The sequence below is a fragment of the Limosilactobacillus oris genome, from assembly GCF_025311495.1.
Lineage (GTDB): Bacteria > Bacillota > Bacilli > Lactobacillales > Lactobacillaceae > Limosilactobacillus > Limosilactobacillus oris_A.
In genome coordinates, this window is sequence record NZ_CP104398.1 from 1,885,399 (window position 1) to 1,903,263 (window position 17,865).

The 17,865-nt window shown below is 48.6% G+C and carries 11 protein-coding genes, 9 tRNA genes and 3 rRNA genes; 22 read left to right on the top strand and 1 reads right to left on the bottom strand.

From position 1 onward, the window contains the following. Positions 1–38 precede the first annotated feature (38 nt). Complete coding sequence (locus N4599_RS09295; protein WP_260899302.1) at positions 39–2,255, bottom strand: ATP-dependent Clp protease ATP-binding subunit; 2,217 nt, start codon at positions 2,253–2,255, stop codon at positions 39–41. A 267-nt stretch (positions 2,256–2,522) separates the two neighbouring features. Between N4599_RS09295 and N4599_RS09300 the strand changes: the two genes are divergently transcribed. From N4599_RS09300 to tnpC, 22 genes are all read left to right on the top strand, one after another. Beyond that, on the top strand, positions 2,523–2,708 hold the full coding sequence (locus N4599_RS09300) for a hypothetical protein (protein ID WP_062812986.1): 186 nt from the start codon (positions 2,523–2,525) through the stop codon (positions 2,706–2,708). A 118-nt stretch (positions 2,709–2,826) separates the two neighbouring features. Beyond that, positions 2,827–3,093, top strand: coding sequence for a phosphocarrier protein HPr (locus N4599_RS09305; RefSeq protein WP_003712636.1), 267 nt, complete (start codon positions 2,827–2,829; stop codon positions 3,091–3,093). Next, the gene (gene ptsP, locus N4599_RS09310; protein WP_191364045.1) at positions 3,093–4,823 is read left to right on the top strand and encodes a phosphoenolpyruvate--protein phosphotransferase; all 1,731 of its coding nucleotides are present in this window, start codon (positions 3,093–3,095) and stop codon (positions 4,821–4,823) included. Before N4599_RS09305 ends, ptsP begins: the two co-directional genes overlap by 1 nt. A 241-nt stretch (positions 4,824–5,064) precedes the next feature. Beyond that, complete coding sequence (locus N4599_RS09315; RefSeq protein ID WP_260902537.1) at positions 5,065–6,282, top strand: glycosyltransferase family 4 protein; 1,218 nt, start codon at positions 5,065–5,067, stop codon at positions 6,280–6,282. Positions 6,283–6,284: 2 nt separating this feature from the next. Further along, positions 6,285–7,316, top strand: coding sequence for a glycosyltransferase family 4 protein (locus N4599_RS09320; RefSeq protein ID WP_191364044.1), 1,032 nt, complete (start codon positions 6,285–6,287; stop codon positions 7,314–7,316). Then, positions 7,309–8,328: a lysylphosphatidylglycerol synthase transmembrane domain-containing protein gene (locus tag N4599_RS09325; RefSeq protein ID WP_260899307.1), complete on the top strand. Its 1,020-nt coding sequence runs from the start codon at positions 7,309–7,311 to the stop codon at positions 8,326–8,328. The genes N4599_RS09320 and N4599_RS09325 overlap by 8 nt, the downstream gene beginning before the upstream one ends. Positions 8,329–8,376: 48 nt before the next feature. Continuing rightward, complete coding sequence (locus tag N4599_RS09330; protein WP_191364042.1) at positions 8,377–8,625, top strand: DUF1797 family protein; 249 nt, start codon at positions 8,377–8,379, stop codon at positions 8,623–8,625. Positions 8,626–8,986: 361 nt separating this feature from the next. Further along, a 16S ribosomal RNA gene (locus N4599_RS09335) occupies positions 8,987–10,561 on the top strand. Between the two features lie 375 nt (positions 10,562–10,936). After that, positions 10,937–13,860: ribosomal RNA gene (locus N4599_RS09340) — 23S ribosomal RNA — on the top strand. Positions 13,861–13,942: 82 nt separating this feature from the next. Beyond that, positions 13,943–14,059: ribosomal RNA gene (gene rrf, locus N4599_RS09345) — 5S ribosomal RNA — on the top strand. The 16S, 23S and 5S rRNA genes sit together here with 9 tRNA genes alongside, the layout of an rRNA operon. Before the next feature lie 46 nt (positions 14,060–14,105). After that, positions 14,106–14,197 (top strand) — tRNA-Ser (locus N4599_RS09350). Between the two features lie 4 nt (positions 14,198–14,201). Beyond that, positions 14,202–14,273 (top strand) — tRNA-Glu (locus tag N4599_RS09355). Between the two features lie 5 nt (positions 14,274–14,278). After that, positions 14,279–14,351: transfer RNA gene (locus tag N4599_RS09360), tRNA-Val, on the top strand. 33 nt (positions 14,352–14,384) lie between these two features. Continuing rightward, a tRNA-Phe gene (locus N4599_RS09365) sits at positions 14,385–14,457 on the top strand. Positions 14,458–14,462: 5 nt separating this feature from the next. Beyond that, positions 14,463–14,545 (top strand) — tRNA-Tyr (locus N4599_RS09370). Positions 14,546–14,550: 5 nt separating this feature from the next. Continuing rightward, positions 14,551–14,621, top strand: a tRNA-Trp gene (locus N4599_RS09375). Positions 14,622–14,638: 17 nt separating this feature from the next. Continuing rightward, a tRNA-His gene (locus N4599_RS09380) sits at positions 14,639–14,713 on the top strand. A 46-nt stretch (positions 14,714–14,759) separates the two neighbouring features. Continuing rightward, a tRNA-Cys gene (locus tag N4599_RS09385) sits at positions 14,760–14,830 on the top strand. Positions 14,831–14,844: 14 nt separating this feature from the next. Continuing rightward, a tRNA-Leu gene (locus N4599_RS09390) sits at positions 14,845–14,929 on the top strand. A 193-nt stretch (positions 14,930–15,122) separates the two neighbouring features. Then, entirely contained in the window at positions 15,123–15,311 is a 189-nt protein-coding gene (locus tag N4599_RS09395) for a hypothetical protein (RefSeq protein ID WP_260898847.1), read from the top strand. Then, complete coding sequence (gene tnpB / locus N4599_RS09400) at positions 15,301–15,657, top strand: IS66 family insertion sequence element accessory protein TnpB (protein WP_260898845.1); 357 nt, start codon at positions 15,301–15,303, stop codon at positions 15,655–15,657. The genes N4599_RS09395 and tnpB overlap by 11 nt, the downstream gene beginning before the upstream one ends. Positions 15,658–15,723: 66 nt before the next feature. Further along, the gene (gene tnpC, locus N4599_RS09405; protein WP_260898843.1) at positions 15,724–17,265 is read left to right on the top strand and encodes an IS66 family transposase; all 1,542 of its coding nucleotides are present in this window, start codon (positions 15,724–15,726) and stop codon (positions 17,263–17,265) included. The last annotated feature ends 600 nt before the right edge of the window (positions 17,266–17,865 follow it).

Consider the following 17,865-nt stretch of genomic DNA (forward strand, 5'->3'; position numbering starts at 1 on the left):
TTTCGACTTCTGTCTCGCTCCCTTGATTGAGCTAGTATTTACTTGTTTTCTGCTGGTGCTTCGGCTGGTTGGGTGGCACCGGCGGCAACGACGGTAATGTTGCCAGCAGAGTCTAGTTGGGCGGCTAAGTCGTGGACGTCACCGTGGTCAAGGACGTAGTCGGCAATCCGGTCTTCAATTTGTTCTTGGATTACCCGACGAAGAGGCCGAGCCCCCATCTTCGGATCGTAACCCAGGTCGACCAGCTTTTCGTCCACGTCATCCGGAACGGTAATGTGGAGGTCCTTTTCCTTTAGCATTCTGTTAACGTCATCGATCATCAGGTTGACGATCTTCATCAGGTCCTCCTTGGTGAGGGCGTTGAACTGGACGATGTCATCAAACCGGTTTAAGAACTCCGGCTTGAAGTAGTTGGTTAACTTGTCGATGATCGAGTGGGTCGAGCCAGCAGCTTCGGCTCCAAAACCAACACTGGCAACTGCATCGCCCGTTCCGGCGTTGGAAGTCATAATGATAATCGTGTCCTTGAAGCTAACAGTCCGGCCCTGGGAGTCAGTCAGTCGGCCGTCATCCAGGATTTGCAGGAACATGTGCATGACATCCGGGTGGGCCTTTTCCACTTCATCCAGCAGGATCAAGCTGTACGGGTGACGCCGAACTTGTTCAGTCAGCTGCCCGGCTTCTTCGTAACCAACGTAGCCAGGAGCTGCCCCAATCAACTTGGAAGTGGACGTCTTGTCCATGTATTCTGACATGTCAAAGCGAATCATGGCGTCCTTAGAACCAAAGAGCTGCTTAGCCAATTGCTTAGCAGTTTCGGTCTTTCCGACCCCGGTTGGTCCAACGAAGAGGAAGGAACCAATTGGCCGACCGGACTTATTCAAGCCGATCCGGTTCCGCCGAATTGCCCGTGCCACCTTGTCAACGGCCTGGTTTTGGCCAATTACGTGGGCTTCCAGTTCCTTATCGAGGTCCCGTAGCTGGTTTTCTTCCTGCTGCTGGAGGTCACCAACGGGGATGTTGGTCTTTTCCTCGACAATCTTTTGCATATCCTGAGCAGTAACCGTTGCGGACTCCTCAGTGTGGTTTTCTTCGGCATCCTTCTTAGCCTTTTCCAGTCGGGTAACTTGGTCCCGGTAGAAGGCGGCCTTCTCGTAGTCCTGGTTGTCAACGGCTTGCTGCTTGTGCGCTTCGGCCGTGTGAATCTCGTTTTCAATCATGTTCGGGTCGGCCGTCTTCAGGGTCAGGTTCTTGCGCGAGCCAGCTTCGTCTAGGAGGTCGATCGCCTTGTCCGGCAGGAAGCGGTCCTGGATGTAGCGGTCAGAGAGCTTGGCAGCGGCAACGACCGCTTTGTCGGTGTACTTGACGTGGTGGTAGTCCTGGTAGCGGGCCTTGATTCCATTCAAGATTTTGATGGTTTCGTCCACGGATGGTTCGTCGACTTCGACCGGTTGGAACCGGCGGGCGAGGGCTGCGTCCTTTTCAATCTTCCGGTATTCATTCAGGGTCGTCGCGCCGACTAATTGGAAGTCGCCACGGGCGAGGGCCGGCTTCAAAACGTTGCCAGCGTCCATGCCGCCCTCGGCATTTCCGGCACCCATAATTTCATGGATTTCATCAATGAAGAGGATGATGTTCTTGTTTTTGCGAACTTCTTCCATTAATTGCTGCATCCGCTTTTCAAATTGGCCCCGAATTCCGGTCCCTTGAACTAAGGATACAACGTCTAAACGGATGATTTCCTTATTAGCCAGCTTTTCAGGAACTTGGCCGGAAACGATGGCCTGGGCGAGGCCTTCAACTACGGCGGTCTTACCAACCCCGGCTTCACCGATTAGGACCGGGTTATTCTTGGTCCGCCGGTTTAAAATTTCAATGACCCGTTTAATTTCGTTGTCCCGGCCGATTACCGGGTCAATTTTACCCTGGCGCGCCATTTCAGTAAGGTTGATCCCGTATTGGCCGAGGATGCCCTTACCGCCACGCCGCCCGCCGGCTTGTTGCCCCTGGGGACCAGCGGCTTGACCATTCTGGCCGGCCGCCTGGCTTTGCATATCGTTCATTGCGTTCATAAAGTCTTCGAGACTTCCAAAGTTAAAGTTATTCATTCCGTTACCTCCGTTCATCAGATTAGTTTGGAGATTTTGTAATTTTTGGTAGCATTGTTGGCAGAGGTCAATTTGCACCCGCTGACCATTAAAGTTCATTTGTAGGTGGATTGATGCGGGATTTTGATGACAATTTTGACAGAGCATCAGGTAAATACCTCCTTGATAAAATCATGGCAAAAAATGTTTGACCATTCTTGACTATTGATTATATTATACTTACTTTTTATTACAGCGCAAGTCAAGTGTCTCGACCTGGCTAAAAAATACCGCCTGCTTGATTGCAGAGGTGATATGGCCTTTCTAATCAGGAAAAGCAGCTGATTTAGCATTATTTTAGCACTCTTCAAGTGAGTTTGCTAAAGAGGGTCACTCAGGGGTCGTGTATAATAGAAGAAAAATGGAGGCGAGAAGATGGCAGAACAAGATTATCAACAGCTCCTCGACGACTTGCGGGCAGGGAAAATCGACCAGTTTGAAATTGGACCAGAGCAGTTTCAGGAATTTCAGCCGGTCTACCACTCATATCCCTACCGGACCCAAATTGTGGGGAAGGCGCACATTGGCGGTAAAATCATCTACCGGTTGGTAAAGCGATAAGTGCCCCGGACTCGCTTGTATTTACCGCTTACAATTGCTAAAATATATCTATCGAGGTGTATCGGTGGTAGAATAATCACTGATAAAAGTAAATCTGCTCGAAGGAGACTGATTAATAATGGAAAAACGCGATTTTACTATTACTGCTGAAACTGGTATCCACGCACGTCCAGCAACGATCTTGGTACAAGCTGCTTCCAAGTTTGCTTCAGACGTTACCCTGTCATACGAGGGCAAGAGCGTTAACCTGAAGTCCATCATGGGTGTAATGTCACTTGGTGTGGGCCAAAACGCCAACGTTACCATCACCGCAAGTGGGGATGACGAAAAGGAAGCCCTGGATGCCGTTGCTGAAACAATGAAGAAGGAAGGATTGACTGACTAATGTCTTTACTGCTAAATGGGTTGGCAGCGAGCAACGGGATTGCAATTGCTCCTGCCTACCTGTTAGTGGGGTCAGATCTGCCTGTTCAAAAACAGCATACTAATGATAAGGATCATGAGGTCACGCGGCTTCATGATTCTTTTGCGTTCAGCCGCCAGGAACTTCGCCGCATTCGTGACCAGGCCCACGAACGATTAGGGCAGCGGGCGGCCGCTGTGGTAGATACCCAATTAGCAATGCTGGGGGATCCGGCCCTCTTTGCGATGATGCGGCAAGAGATTATGCAGTCCGGGGTGACTGCGGAGTGGGCGGTCAAGCAGACCGCGGATCACTACCTAACCATTTTTGAAAAGCAAAATGACAATGATTACTTGCAGGCGCGGGGGACGGCCATGCGGGATGTTGCCAAACGGCTGCTAAGCCACTTAATGGCGGTGGAACTTCCGGATCCGCAAAAGCTGGACCACCGGGCAATTATTGTTGCCGCAAACATCACTCCGACCGACACCGCCCAATTTGACCGGCGCTATGTCGCTGGGTTGGTTACTGATACAGGGGGCCGGACCTCACACTTTACCATTATGAGTCGGACCCTTTCGCTGCCGGTCGTTGTCGGGACAAAAACCGCAACGACGGAAATCCAAAACGGTGACCTCCTCATTGTCGATGGCATTCACGGCAAGGTAATCGTCCGGCCAACGGAGGAAGAGCTTGAGCAATACCGCTTACTGGCTGGCAAGTTTGCCCGGGAGCAGGAAGCCTGGGGAGCGGTTCGGAACCAGCAGACAATTAGTGCGGACGGCCGGCACTTTGAAGTTGCTGCCAACGTGGGCACCCTGGCGGATATGGAGGATGCTCGGAAGAACGGCGCCGAGGGGATTGGCCTTCTTCGGACCGAGTTCTTATACATGAACCAGTCCCGCTTGCCGAGTGAGGAGGAACAGTTTCGCGCCTACAAGCAATTTGTCGCGGGGATGAATGAAAAACGGGTGGTTGCCCGCACCCTCGATGTTGGGGGAGACAAGCGGCTGGGGATGGTCCCGCTGCCGAGCGAGGCGAACCCCTATCTTGGTTTTCGCGCTATTCGGATTGGGTTAGCCCGCCCGGAAATTTTGCGTCCCCAATTGCGGGCCCTGCTCCGGGCGTCTGTTTACGGCCGGCTGGCGATTATGTTTCCGATGGTGGCAACGTTAGAAGAGTTTCACCAGGCCCGGGCAATTTTGGAGGAAGAACGGGCTCAACTTAGTTCGGCGGGGGTTCCACTGGCCCAGAACGTTGAGCTGGGGATGATGCTGGAAATTCCCGCGGTTGCCATGATGGCGGATATTTTTGCCCCGGAGGTCGACTTCTTTAGCATCGGCAGCAACGACCTGATTCAATACCTGTTCGCGGCGGACCGGGGGAACCCACGGGTGGCCTACCTTTATCAAGAGTTGCACCCCGCAGTCTTGCGGACGGTCAAACGAGTGATTGACGCCGCCCATGCTGAAGGAAAGTGGGTTGGAATGTGCGGTGAAATGGCAGGGAACCCGTTGGCCGCCCCCTTATTAATGGGGATGGGGCTAGATGAGTTTTCAATGAATAGCAACCGGATCTTACAAATTCGGTCCCTGATTAAGAAAATGAACACCCGCCAGCTGCAACCGCTTGTGCACCGGGCGTTGAATGCACAAAGCGCTCCGGAAGTGGCGGAGCTGGTTCGCACAGCGCTTCCGGAACTCAATAGATAGGAAGGACGGGAGCTGACTTTTCAATAAGGGCAGCCTGTCAAACTAAACAACAACCAGGAGATGAGCCGTTACCAGCCAATCACCTGGTTGTTTGTTTTAAGAAAGACTTAATCCATCCATCAGAGCTTGTCGCTTGTGGTAATTCATCTTACAATAAAAAATACGGGTCTTTGCTAAAGAAAGATGCATTTAGTATAATAGCTAATATTATGGACGAAAATAATAGATGGGAGCAGTTAGTGTGAATATCGGTCTTTTTACAGATACATATTTTCCGCAGGTCAGCGGGGTGGCGACGTCGATCAAGACCCTCCGTGACGAGTTAACTGCTCAGGGACACAACGTATACATCTTTACGACCACTGATCCCAAGGCAAAGGAGGATGATGTTGAGGCGGGAATTTACCGCTTCCCGAGCATCCCCTTTGTCTCTTTTACTGAGCGCCGAATTGCGGTGCGCGGAGCCTTTCGGGCAGTCCACTTGGCAAAGAAGTTTCAGCTAGACGTGGTTCATAACCAGACCGAGTTTGCGCTGGGGATGATGGGCAAGATAGTTGCGCACGAGTTGAAAATTCCGTGCTTGCATACTTATCACACGATGTACCAGGACTACCTCCACTACATTGCAAATGGTCACATTGTTAAGCCTAAGAATGTAGCGACCTATGCCCGACTCTACATGAAAAACATGGATGGAATCGTGGCTCCAAGTGAGCGGGTGCTAGATACGCTCCGTTCGTACGGGATTAGTGCGCCGATTCGGATCATTCCCACCGGAATTAACTTACGGGTTTACCAGCAGTGGGATTCTCCCGCGGAGCTGGCGGCCCTACGGGAAAAGTACGGTTATGAGCCGGATACGCCGGTCCTGTTGTCACTTAGCCGGCTGGCTTACGAAAAGAATATTCATGCGCTGATTGAGGCGATGCCAGATATTCTGGCCCAGGATCCCCGGACCCAGCTGCTGATTGTTGGGGATGGTCCGGCCCGGACTACTTTGGAACGGCAGGTTCGGCAGATGAAGCTAACTGACCACGTTCAATTTGCTGGTGAGATTAAAAACGCGGACGTCCATCATTATTACCAGATGGCGGACGTTTTCGTGTCAGCCTCGGATTCGGAGTCTCAGGGCTTGACCTATGATGAGGCCCTGGCTTCCGATCTGCCAATTGTAGTGATGCGGAGCGTGTACACGGATGAGCTGATTGATGATCCGGCGATTGGGGTTAGTTTCCAAAAACGGGCAGACCTGGTAAAGGGAGTTCATTACTACCTTAACCATCCTGCCAGTCAGGAATCCCATGCTCGCCGCCAGGAAAAACTTCACGCGATTTCGGCAGAGGTGTTTGCAAAACGGGTGGTCGCTTTTTATAATGACTGCCAGGAACAGCTTGCGGCAGAAGAAGCGGCGAAAGCCCACCATCATTCTCGTCGTCTATTTCATCGTTCAAGGAGTTAGTGATGATTAAGATTACAATGTTTTCGTCTGCTGATAAGGTAGCTGGCCAGGGGGTCGGCAGTGCCTACCTGGAATTGGTCAACCTGCTACGGAGCCGGTGCCAAGACCAATTGGACATCCAGATCAACCACTACCGAGAAAGCGACATTAGTCATTACCACACAATTGATTTACCCTTCTATTTTTCGACGTTTTCCAAAAAGCGGGGCCGAAAAATCGGCTACGTTCACTTCTTGCCGGAAACACTGGAGGGGAGTTTAAAAATCCCACAGCCTTTTCGTGGGATTTTTTACCATTATGTCATTGCCTTTTATAAACGAATGGACCATTTAGTGGTGGTTAACCCGTCTTTTATTGATAAGTTAACCGCTTATGGTATTCCCCGCCAGAAAATTACCTATATTCCAAATTTTGTTGACGCCAAACGTTTCCACCCGGTGGATGCAAGCCAGCGTGCGCAATTGCGGCGTCATTACCACCTGCCTGCGGATAAGTTTGTCGTTTTAGGTTCGGGGCAGGTACAGGAACGCAAGGGAGTACCGGACTTTATTACCTTGGCGCGGCAGAATCCAGACGTTCAGTTTATTTGGGCCGGGGGCTTTTCCTTTGGACGGTTGACGGACGGCTATACAGAGTTGAAAAAAGTTGTCGATAACCCGCCAAGCAACCTGCTTTTTACCGGAATCGTTAGCCGGGACGAAATTGCCGATCTAAATAACCTAGCGGACTTGTTTTTGCTCCCTTCTTATAATGAACTTTTCCCAATGTCGGTCTTAGAAGCGTTTAGCTGTGGGACCCCAGTAATGCTGCGGGACCTTGACCTGTATCATTCAATCATTGCTGGTGACTACGAGCCGGCTAAGGATGTGGATGAGATGCAGGTAAAACTGACCCTCTTACGAAATGACCCGGCGCGGCTGGCTCATTGGCAGGAGCAGGCTCATCGGGCGGCCCAACGCTACTCGGAGGATCATTTAGCAAAGGTTTGGCTTGCCTTTTACCAAAGCCAGGTAAAGGAGGGCCAGCATGAGTAGGAAAAATTGGCTCGCTCTGGTTGCGATGCTGCTGATTGGTGGGGGGATCGTTGCCTACTCCCTACGGACCGTCAACCTCCGCTTACTGATCCAGGACTTTTTTACCCTTAACTGGTGGTGGATGCTGGTTGCATTAGCCTGTATTTGTCTTTACCTAATTCTAGAGGGGGTCGTGGTGAAGATTTTTATGAATAACCGTCATGCTGACTTTACCTGGAAAGATGCGCTGCGGTTGCCCCCGATTGAGCAGCTCTTTAACGGGATTACGCCCTTTTCCACCGGGGGTCAGCCTGCCCAGCTTGTAGCAATGCTGCAGTGTGGCGTTGACGGGGGACTGGCAAGCTCGGTTCTCTTGATGAAGTTCGTGGTTTTCCAAGCGATGATCGTGATTAACTTCCTGGTCAGCTTACTGATTGGTTTCCACTTTATCGCAGAAAAACTCCATGCGTTATCACTGCTGGTATTGCTGGGGTTTGTTATCCACTTGGCGGTGATCGTCGGTTTGCTGCTGGTGATGTACTGGTACGGATTCACCAAGCGGGCCCTGAACTTGTTGATTAAACCCTGCGCCTGGTTTATGAAACCGCAACGGTACGAGCGACTACGAATTTCTTTGAATGAAAAGGTGGACTCTTTTTATCAGGAAAGTCTCCGCATGAAGGAAGAATACGGGAAGATGGCTAAGGTCTGCCTGGTAACGTTGTGCCAGCTGTTTTTCTATTATGCGATTCCATACTTCATTATGCTGGCACTTGGGGTTCACGGAATGAACTTTATAATGGTGATTAGCCTCCATGTGCTTATTTTCATGATCATTTCGCTCTTCCCAATTCCGGGAGGAGCAGGTGGGGCAGAGTACTCATTCTCCGTTCTTTTTGCCAGCTTTATTGGTTCTGGTACTAAGCTAGTGTTGGCGATGATTTTGTGGCGGCTGTTGACGTACTATTTCGGGATGTTCGCCGGGATGGTTGCATTGTTTATTAAACCAGATAAAATTAAACATGAAGATTAGCGGTTGGGGATGTTCTCCAGCCCTTTTTAGTTAAGGAGGATTGACTTAGTGGAAGAATCAATGTTGCTGCCGATTGTTCGCCGCCTCAATGCGATGCGGTGTGATACAAGCGGGAAAAGACAGCGTCGGATGTTTGAACAGTTTGGAATTCCGGTTTGCGAAGTGACCTATGTTCGTGAAAGCGATGAGTTTATTTTTGTGCGTTTCCGTCCACAGGAACGGTTCTGCTTTGACAGCATTGACTTAACGGCGATTGAAGTTTACGACAGTTTATATGAACTGCGGCATACTTTTTAAATTCAAAAAAAGTGTTGACGAACAGGGGAATGCCTGGTATATTATTACTTGCTGTTACGGAGCAGTGTGATTGATGCTTCAAAATAGTTGTTGACAGAGATTTACATCTTTGTTACCATGAATGAGTTGTCTTGTGAGATGATAATCAAGAATCGTTAAAAGTTGTTCTTGACATCAAATCACCTTGATGATAAAATATAAAAGCTGTCTGATGACAGCTTGGTAGACCTTTGAAAACTGAACAAAGTTTCGACGAATCAAATGTGTAGGGTCTTCGGTCACTTCGGTGATTGAAGCAAAAACATTTGCGAAGTCAATTCGCTTAATTAATTTGAAATAGAGCTATTCAAGTTCTTATATTTTATATGAGAGTTTGATCCTGGCTCAGGATGAACGCCGGCGGTGTGCCTAATACATGCAAGTCGAGCGCACTGGCCCAACAGAAATGACGTGCTTGCACTGATTTGACGTTGGATTCCCAGTGAGCGGCGGACGGGTGAGTAACACGTGGGCAACCTGCCCCAAAGCGGGGGATAACATTTGGAAACAGGTGCTAATACCGCATAACTTGGAAAACCACATGGTTTTCCAATAAAAGATGGTTTCGGCTATCACTTTGGGATGGGCCCGCGGTGCATTAGCTAGTTGGTAAGGTAACGGCTTACCAAGGCGATGATGCATAGCCGAGTTGAGAGACTGATCGGCCACAATGGAACTGAGACACGGTCCATACTCCTACGGGAGGCAGCAGTAGGGAATCTTCCACAATGGGCGCAAGCCTGATGGAGCAACACCGCGTGAGTGAAGAAGGGTTTCGGCTCGTAAAACTCTGTTGTTGGAGAAGAACGTGCGTAAGAGTAACTGTTTACGCAGTGACGGTATCCAACCAGAAAGTCACGGCTAACTACGTGCCAGCAGCCGCGGTAATACGTAGGTGGCAAGCGTTATCCGGATTTATTGGGCGTAAAGCGAGCGCAGGCGGTTGTTTAGGTCTGATGTGAAAGCCTTCGGCTTAACCGAAGAAGTGCATCGGAAACCGGGCGACTTGAGTGCAGAAGAGGACAGTGGAACTCCATGTGTAGCGGTGGAATGCGTAGATATATGGAAGAACACCAGTGGCGAAGGCGGCTGTCTGGTCTGCAACTGACGCTGAGGCTCGAAAGCATGGGTAGCGAACAGGATTAGATACCCTGGTAGTCCATGCCGTAAACGATGAGTGCTAGGTGTTGGAGGGTTTCCGCCCTTCAGTGCCGAAGCTAACGCATTAAGCACTCCGCCTGGGGAGTACGACCGCAAGGTTGAAACTCAAAGGAATTGACGGGGGCCCGCACAAGCGGTGGAGCATGTGGTTTAATTCGAAGCTACGCGAAGAACCTTACCAGGTCTTGACATCTTGCGCCAACCTCAGAGATGAGGCGTTCCCTTCGGGGACGCAAAGACAGGTGGTGCATGGTCGTCGTCAGCTCGTGTCGTGAGATGTTGGGTTAAGTCCCGCAACGAGCGCAACCCTTGTTACTAGTTGCCAGCATTCAGTTGGGCACTCTAGTGAGACTGCCGGTGACAAACCGGAGGAAGGTGGGGACGACGTCAGATCATCATGCCCCTTATGACCTGGGCTACACACGTGCTACAATGGCCGGTACAACGAGCAGCTAACCCGCGAGGGTGTGCAAATCTCTTAAAGCCGGTCTCAGTTCGGACTGCAGTCTGCAACTCGACTGCACGAAGTCGGAATCGCTAGTAATCGCGGATCAGCATGCCGCGGTGAATACGTTCCCGGGCCTTGTACACACCGCCCGTCACACCATGGAAGTTTGTAACGCCCAAAGTCGGTGGCCTAACCATTTGGAGGGAGCCGCCTAAGGCGGGACAGATGACTGGGGTGAAGTCGTAACAAGGTAGCCGTAGGAGAACCTGCGGCTGGATCACCTCCTTTCTAAGGAATAAAACGGAACCTGCACATAGTTGAAACTTTGTTTAGTTTTGAGAGGTTTACCTTTCAAAACGAAGACGCTTATTTGGGCCTATAGCTCAGTTGGTTTAGAGCGCACGCCTGATAAGGGGGGGGTGGTGGTTTAATTCCTTTTAGGCCTTTTTTTTGGGGGTTTTGTTCGGGGGGGGGGGCCTTTTTTGTAAGGGGGGGGGTTTGTTTTTTCCCTTTTTTTTTTTTTGAGCTTGTACTTTGAAAACTAAATAATATCTAATTTCTTTTTATTGAAAACAATAAACCGAGAACACCGCGTTATTTGAGTTTAATTAACGAAATAATCGCTAACTCAATTAATCAGGGTGATCACGAAGTGATCATCAAGGTTAAGTTATGAAGGGCGCATGGTGAATGCCTTGGTACTAGGAGCCGATGAAGGACGGGACAAACACCGATATGCTTCGGGGAGTGGTAAGTACACTTTGATCCGGAGATTTCCGAATGGGGAAACCCAACCAGCTTAGTCGTTGGTTACCTGACTAGTGAATCTATAGCTAGCAGGGGGAAGACGCAGTGAACTGAAACATCTCAGTAGCTGCAGGAAGAGAAAGAAACATCGATTCCCTGAGTAGCGGCGAGCGAAAGGGGAAGAGCCCAAACCAGTGAGCTTGCTTGCTGGGGTTGTAGGACTGAACAATGGAGTTACCAAGATGCGACGTAGTCGCAACAGCTGGGAAGCTGTGCCAGAGAGGGTGATAGCCCCGTAGACGAAACGTCACATTCTCCGTTCAGGATCCTGAGTACGGCGGGACACGTGAAACCCCGTCGGAAGCAGCGAGGACCATCTCGCAAGGCTAAATACTACCTAGTGACCGATAGTGAACCAGTACCGTGAGGGAAAGGTGAAAAGCACCCCGGAAGGGGAGTGAAAAAGTTCCTGAAACCATGTGCCTACAAGCAGTCGGAGCCCGTTAAAGGGTGACGGCGTGCCTCTTGCAGAATGAACCGGCGAGTTATGATTGCATGCAAGGTTAAGACGGAAAAGTCGGAGCCGTAGCGAAAGCGAGTCTTAAATGGGCGAATGAAGTATGTAGTTATAGACCCGAAACCAGGTGACCTACCCATGTCCAGGTTGAAGGTGCGGTAAAGCGCACTGGAGGACCGAACCCGTGTCAGTTGAAAATGGCTGGGATGAGGTGTGGGTAGCGGTGAAATTCCAAACGAACTTGGAGATAGCTGGTTCTCTCCGAAATCTCTTTAGGGGGAGCCTTGAGGAAAAGAATCATGGAGGTAGAGCTACTGTTTGGACAAGGGGCCCGTCATGGGTTACCAACTTCAGATAAACTCCGAATGCCATCGATTTATACTCAGGAGTCAGACGATGAGTGATAAGATCCACCGTCGAAAGGGGAACAGCCCAGATCACCAGTTAAGGTCCCTAAATATATGCTAAGTGGAAAAGGATGTGGAGTTGCATAGACAACTAGGATGTTGGCTCAGAAGCAGCCACCATTTAAAGAGTGCGTAATAGCTCACTAGTCGAGTGATCCTGCGCCGAAAATGTACCGGGGCTAAGCATATTACCGAAACTGTGGATGTGCACTACGTGCACGTGATAGGAGAGCGTTCTAAGGGCGGCGAAGTCAGACCGTGAGGACTGGTGGAGCGCTTAGAAGTGAGAATGCCGGTATGAGTAGCGAAAGACAGGTGAGAATCCTGTCCACCGAATGACTAAGGTTTCCTGGGGAAGGCTCGTCCTCCCAGGGTAAGTCGGGACCTAAGCCGAGGCCGAAAGGCGTAAGCGATGGCTAACAGGTTGAGATTCCTGTACCAGTTGAATGCGTTTGAATGATGGAGGGACGCAGGAGGCTAAGCGAACCGCACGATTGGAAGAGTGCGGCCAAGCAGTAAGTCAGTAACTGAGTCAAATGCTTAGTTGCGAGTTGACAAGCTGTGATGGGGAGTGAAATTAAAGTAACGAAGTCGCCGATGTCACACTGCCGAGAAAAGCTTCTAGTGAGTATTCAACTGCCCGTACCGCAAACCGACACAGGTAGTCGAGGAGAGAATCCTAAGGTGAGCGAGAGAACTCTCGTTAAGGAACTCGGCAAAATGACCCCGTAACTTCGGAAGAAGGGGTGCTGGTCGCAAGGCCAGCCGCAGTGAAAAGGCCCAGGCGACTGTTTATCAAAAACACAGGTTTCTGCAAAATCGTAAGATGAAGTATAGGGGCTGACGCCTGCCCGGTGCTGGAAGGTTAAAAGGATGGGTTAGCTTCGGCGAAGCTCAGAATTGAAGCCCCAGTAAACGGCGGCCGTAACTATAACGGTCCTAAGGTAGCGAAATTCCTTGTCGGGTAAGTTCCGACCCGCACGAAAGGCGTAACGATCTGGGCACTGTCTCAACGAGAGACTCGGTGAAATTGAAATCCCTGTGAAGATGCAGGGTACCCGCGACAGGACGGAAAGACCCCATGGAGCTTTACTGTAGCTTGATATTGAGTGTTTGTACTGCTTGTACAGGATAGGTAGGAGCCGTAGAAAGCGGAACGCTAGTTTCGCTGGAGGCGCTGGTGGGATACTACCCTTGCATTATGACCACTCTAACCCGCAGCACTGAACGTGCTGGGAGACAGTGTCAGGTGGGCAGTTTGACTGGGGCGGTCGCCTCCTAAAAGGTAACGGAGGCGCCCAAAGGTTCGCTCAGAATGGTTGGAAATCATTCGGAGAGTGTAAAGGCACAAGCGAGCTTGACTGCGAGACAGACAGGTCGAGCAGGGACGAAAGTCGGGCTTAGTGATCCGGTGGTTCCGCATGGAAGGGCCATCGCTCAACGGATAAAAGCTACCCTGGGGATAACAGGCTTATCTCCCCCAAGAGTCCACATCGACGGGGAGGTTTGGCACCTCGATGTCGGCTCATCGCATCCTGGGGCTGTAGTCGGTCCCAAGGGTTGGGCTGTTCGCCCATTAAAGCGGTACGCGAGCTGGGTTCAGAACGTCGTGAGACAGTTCGGTCCCTATCCGTCGCGGGCGTAGGAAATTTGAGAGGACCTGTCCTTAGTACGAGAGGACCGGGATGGACATACCGCTGGTGTACCAGTTGTTCCGCCAGGAGCATCGCTGGGTAGCTATGTATGGACGAGATAAACGCTGAAAGCATCTAAGTGTGAAACTCGCCTCGAGATGAGATTTCCCATTCCCTTCGGGGAAGTAAGACCCCACAAAGATGATGTGGTAGATAGGATGGAAGTGGAAGTGCAGTGATGCATGGAGCGGACCATTACTAATCGGTCGAGGACTTAACCAAGGCAAAGCGGAAAGGTTTGTTGGAAAGGGATAGATATTGTTTAGTTTTGAGAGCGCAAGCTCTCATCTCGGAAGAGATGAAGTGTGGTGATGATGGCTTGAAGGATACACCTGTTCCCATGCCGAACACAGAAGTTAAGCTTCAACACGCCGAAAGTAGTTGGGGGATCGCTCCCTGCGAGGATAGGACGTTGCCACGCGATTGACGGACTTTGGCACCTGGCTTTGTGCCGGGGTTCGGATACTGGAGAGTTGTCCGAGTTGGCCGAAGGAGCAGCATTGGAAATGCTGTATACGGGTTAAAGCCTGTATCAAGGGTTCGAATCCCTTACTCTCCGTTATGACCCGTTAGTCAAGTGGTTAAGACACCAGCCTTTCACGCTGGTATCGTGGGTTCAAATCCCGCACGGGTCACTTTTGGAGGATTAGCTCAGTTGGGAGAGCGTCTGCCTTACAAGCAGAGGGTCACAGGTTCGAGCCCTGTATCCTCCATTAACAACTTAATAGTTGTTACCCATACACGATGGCTCGGTAGCTCAGTTGGTAGAGCAACGGATTGAAGCTCCGTGTGTCGGCGGTTCGATTCCGTCCCGCGCCATTTATGGAGGAGTAGCGAAGTCTGGCTAAACGCGACGGTCTGTAAAACCGTTCCTTCGGGTTCGGCGGTTCGAATCCACCCTCCTCCATTTATAGGGATATAGTTAAACGGTATAACTACGGTCTCCAAAACCGTCATTGTGGGTTCGATTCCTACTATCCCTGCTTAACTGAATATTTTGGCGGTATTGGTGAAGTTTGGTTAACACACCGGTTTGTGGGTCCGGCACGCGTGGGTTCAAATCCCACATACCGCCCTTATGATTGAACATGAGGGTCTTTCCTGTTCAATCTTAACTATTTGGTGGTATAGCCAAGTGGTAAGGCAGAGGTCTGCAAAACCTTTATCATCGGTTCAAATCCGATTACCACCTTTTAGTTAGCTGATGCCTCTGTGGCGGAATTGGCAGACGCGCTGGACTCAAAATCCAGTTCCCGTTGAGGGAGTGTGGGTTCGACCCCCACCGGAGGCATTTTACAGATACTATTCAGCTAATATTAAATAGGCTTGAATTGCTGGCTTAGAAGCGTTCAAGCCTGTTTTTATTTTAAATTTTATTTCTGCTTGGACATCAGTTAAAATGTAAGCAGTCAATAACAACACGTCTATGAATTATTCAATGTGCCTTCTATACTGAGACTATCCCAGTGTAGGAGGCATTTTTGATGGAAGAAAAATCTGAAATTATTACCCCAGTTTTTAAAAGTAAGGATACCTTTAATAAAAGCAAACGCATGGCCTCGCGGCCCGCAGTAAAAATGGAAGTTAATGATATAAGATTAACTGCTTTCCGCGGAGCTAATCCTAATTTGGTAAGTGAAATAGCTAAGGTGATTGTTCGTTATGCTCATTGATTGGACGGTCCCGGATTATGTCTATCTGGTATGCGGTAAAACGGATTTAAGAAAAGGCATTGATGGTTTAGCAATGGTTATCGCTGAGAACTATGGACTTGAGCTATACAATAATTCTTTATTTCTTTTCTGTGGAAGTAGAAATGATCGGTTCAAAGGATTATTTTGGGATGGTGAAGGATTTATCCTTTTGTACAAACGCTTTGAAAATGGCCGACTTAAGTGGCCCAGGTACAGTCAGGAGGCAAAACAACTATCCAGCAGACAAGTTAAGTGGTTATTAGCAGGACTTAATCCGCTTCCGGTAAAGCAAATTAAGCCTGCCAAACCCGGTAGTTTTTATTAGATCACTCCTTTTTAAAATGATGGTTCTTTGGTATAATATCAAGGACATCAAAGGAGGTGACGCACGATGACTGATTCAGCCGAGAAGAGAATTAAACAGTTAGAAGAACAGTTGGCAGAAGCAAATAAGAAAATTGCCCAATTAATGGCAATTATTAAGCTTCAACAGAATCAAATGTTTGGGAAAAAAACTGAAGTTATTGATAAAGTAGCTGAGGGCCAACAATCACTTTTTAATGACCAAATCTTAAATCAGCTACAAGACAGCGATGTATCAATCACTGAAGTGATTGAACAAATACCAAGGAAAGTAGTGCGTCACCGCAAGCCCAAGGCAAGTGGTCAACGGACTACTTTTTTGAATAATTTGCCTCAAATTAATCATGTTATTCACCTTGAAAGTAACCTTTGTCCAGATTGTCATCAAGAAATGAAACTAATTGGAAAACATCTGTATAGTCGTGAACCAAAACTAAAGCCAGCAGAACTTTTATGTGTAAACTACTATCAGGAAAGTTATCGCTGTAAAACGTGCCACCGTCGTGGTGGCGATAAAATTGTTAGTAGTAAGATGCCACAGAGTCTCTTACCGCATAGTTATTTTTCCAGCTCAATTTTAGCGAAAGTGGCGGAATATAAGTTTAACTTGGCGTTACCATTTCATCGCCAAATTAAGCTCTGGCAAGCCTTAGGTTTGCCAGTCAAAGGGCGCCAATTAGCAACTAATATTATCAAAGTAAGTCAAACTTATTTAGAGCCCCTATATCAACGGCTACTTAATCTAACTAAGCAAGAGGCGGTTATTCATATGGATGAAACACCGTTTAAAGTAATCGATGAGCGTAATGAAACCAGCTACTTCTGGGTAACTAGAACTACCGAAGAGTTTAGTAAGCATCAAATTGCGTTGTTTCATTATTTTAATACTCGTTCGGGTAAAATAATCGGTAAGCTTATGGGGCACAATTACAATGGAGTTATTATGTGCGACGGCTATGGTGGTTATAGTAATCGACTATATCCTAGGGCAAAGTTTGGTTCATGCCTGGTTCACATTCGTCGTGAGTTTTACCGAATAACACGGCTACTGAAAAAGGAGCAGTTGAAGCATTCCAAGGCTTATCAAGTGCTAAAATTGATGCGTCCGATTTTTTATTACGAAAATCGGTTAAAGTATCATAATCAAATTGAAAAGCTTCAACAACGAAAGTTGTTGGTTAAGCCTTTAGTAGACCAACTGTATGATTATCTGGAAGAAATTAACTTTCCCCAGGGTCAATTAAAAGCAGCCATTAATAATGCCTTGAAACTTAAAAAGCGAGTATATCGAATCTTTGAAAATGGACAAATTCCATTGACCAATAATCCGGTGGAACAAACAATCAGACCATCAACTCTGATTCGTAAAAATAGTTTATTCGCTAAAAGTATTGATGGTGCACAAGCCAGTGCAGTTTACTACAGCTTAACTGCCACTGCAAAATTAAATCATTTGAATATCTATAAGTATTTTAAATACTTATTTGATCACCTACCAAACCGCGAGGACGAAGGCCTCGAGGCTTATTTGCCATGGGCAAAACAAGTACAAAGAAATTGTCATGAATAAACAAGAAGGCGTCCAAGACTAGATCAAAAAGATTCGGCCTTGGACGCCTTTTTGTCAATACGTATCAATAACGACTGCTTACGTTAAAATAAGGGCGTCCATTTGCCTAAAAGCAAATAAATTTTATAGAGATGACCCTCCAGGATTATAAACTTGTTCCTAACAGAATGATCCTCGGGAATGTCAGCGAGGGGTCAACCCGGGTGCTTCAGTAGGCTAAGACAACGGCAGCGCTAAATGCAGGCTGGATTGCCAGTTAGGTGCTGCGTTAAGACATTCTATTAAGAGGCTGGGAGGTTTTCCCGGCCTCTTTAGTCTTTTTAAAAGCGGTAGTTCTTAATTAAAGTTAGCGCTTCGTATCATCAGACGTGGGACCCTACGAATAATAGCCGTGCAGCTAGTCCCACCTGCCGAGGAAGCTCTTTCTCGCCTTTCCTATGCTTGAAGAATGATGGTTCCTTCATGTGTGGGCAAGTTAAAATCAAATATATCTAACGATAAAGCAAACTGAGATTTAGGAGGCAGGAGAAAAGGGTAACTGTTGGGCTAGTGAGCGTGTCAGAGGGAATTGCTCTTTTTATCGTGTAATCTAGTTAATCG

What these genes read in the sequence shown, in the direction of transcription:
- N4599_RS09320 (WP_191364044.1), top strand. Translation starts at nt 6,285, where the DNA reads ATGATTAAGATTACAATGTTTTCGTCTGCTGATAAGGTAGCTGGCCAG.
- tnpB (WP_260898845.1), top strand. Translation starts at nt 15,301, where the DNA reads ATGCTCATTGATTGGACGGTCCCGGATTATGTCTATCTGGTATGCGGT.
- N4599_RS09305 (WP_003712636.1), top strand. Translation starts at nt 2,827, where the DNA reads ATGGAAAAACGCGATTTTACTATTACTGCTGAAACTGGTATCCACGCA.
- ptsP (WP_191364045.1), top strand. Translation starts at nt 3,093, where the DNA reads ATGTCTTTACTGCTAAATGGGTTGGCAGCGAGCAACGGGATTGCAATT.
- N4599_RS09300 (WP_062812986.1), top strand. Translation starts at nt 2,523, where the DNA reads ATGGCAGAACAAGATTATCAACAGCTCCTCGACGACTTGCGGGCAGGG.
- N4599_RS09395 (WP_260898847.1), top strand. Translation starts at nt 15,123, where the DNA reads ATGGAAGAAAAATCTGAAATTATTACCCCAGTTTTTAAAAGTAAGGAT.
- tnpC (WP_260898843.1), top strand. Translation starts at nt 15,724, where the DNA reads ATGACTGATTCAGCCGAGAAGAGAATTAAACAGTTAGAAGAACAGTTG.
- N4599_RS09325 (WP_260899307.1), top strand. Translation starts at nt 7,309, where the DNA reads ATGAGTAGGAAAAATTGGCTCGCTCTGGTTGCGATGCTGCTGATTGGT.
- N4599_RS09295 (WP_260899302.1), bottom strand. Translation starts at nt 2,255, where the DNA reads ATGCTCTGTCAAAATTGTCATCAAAATCCCGCATCAATCCACCTACAA.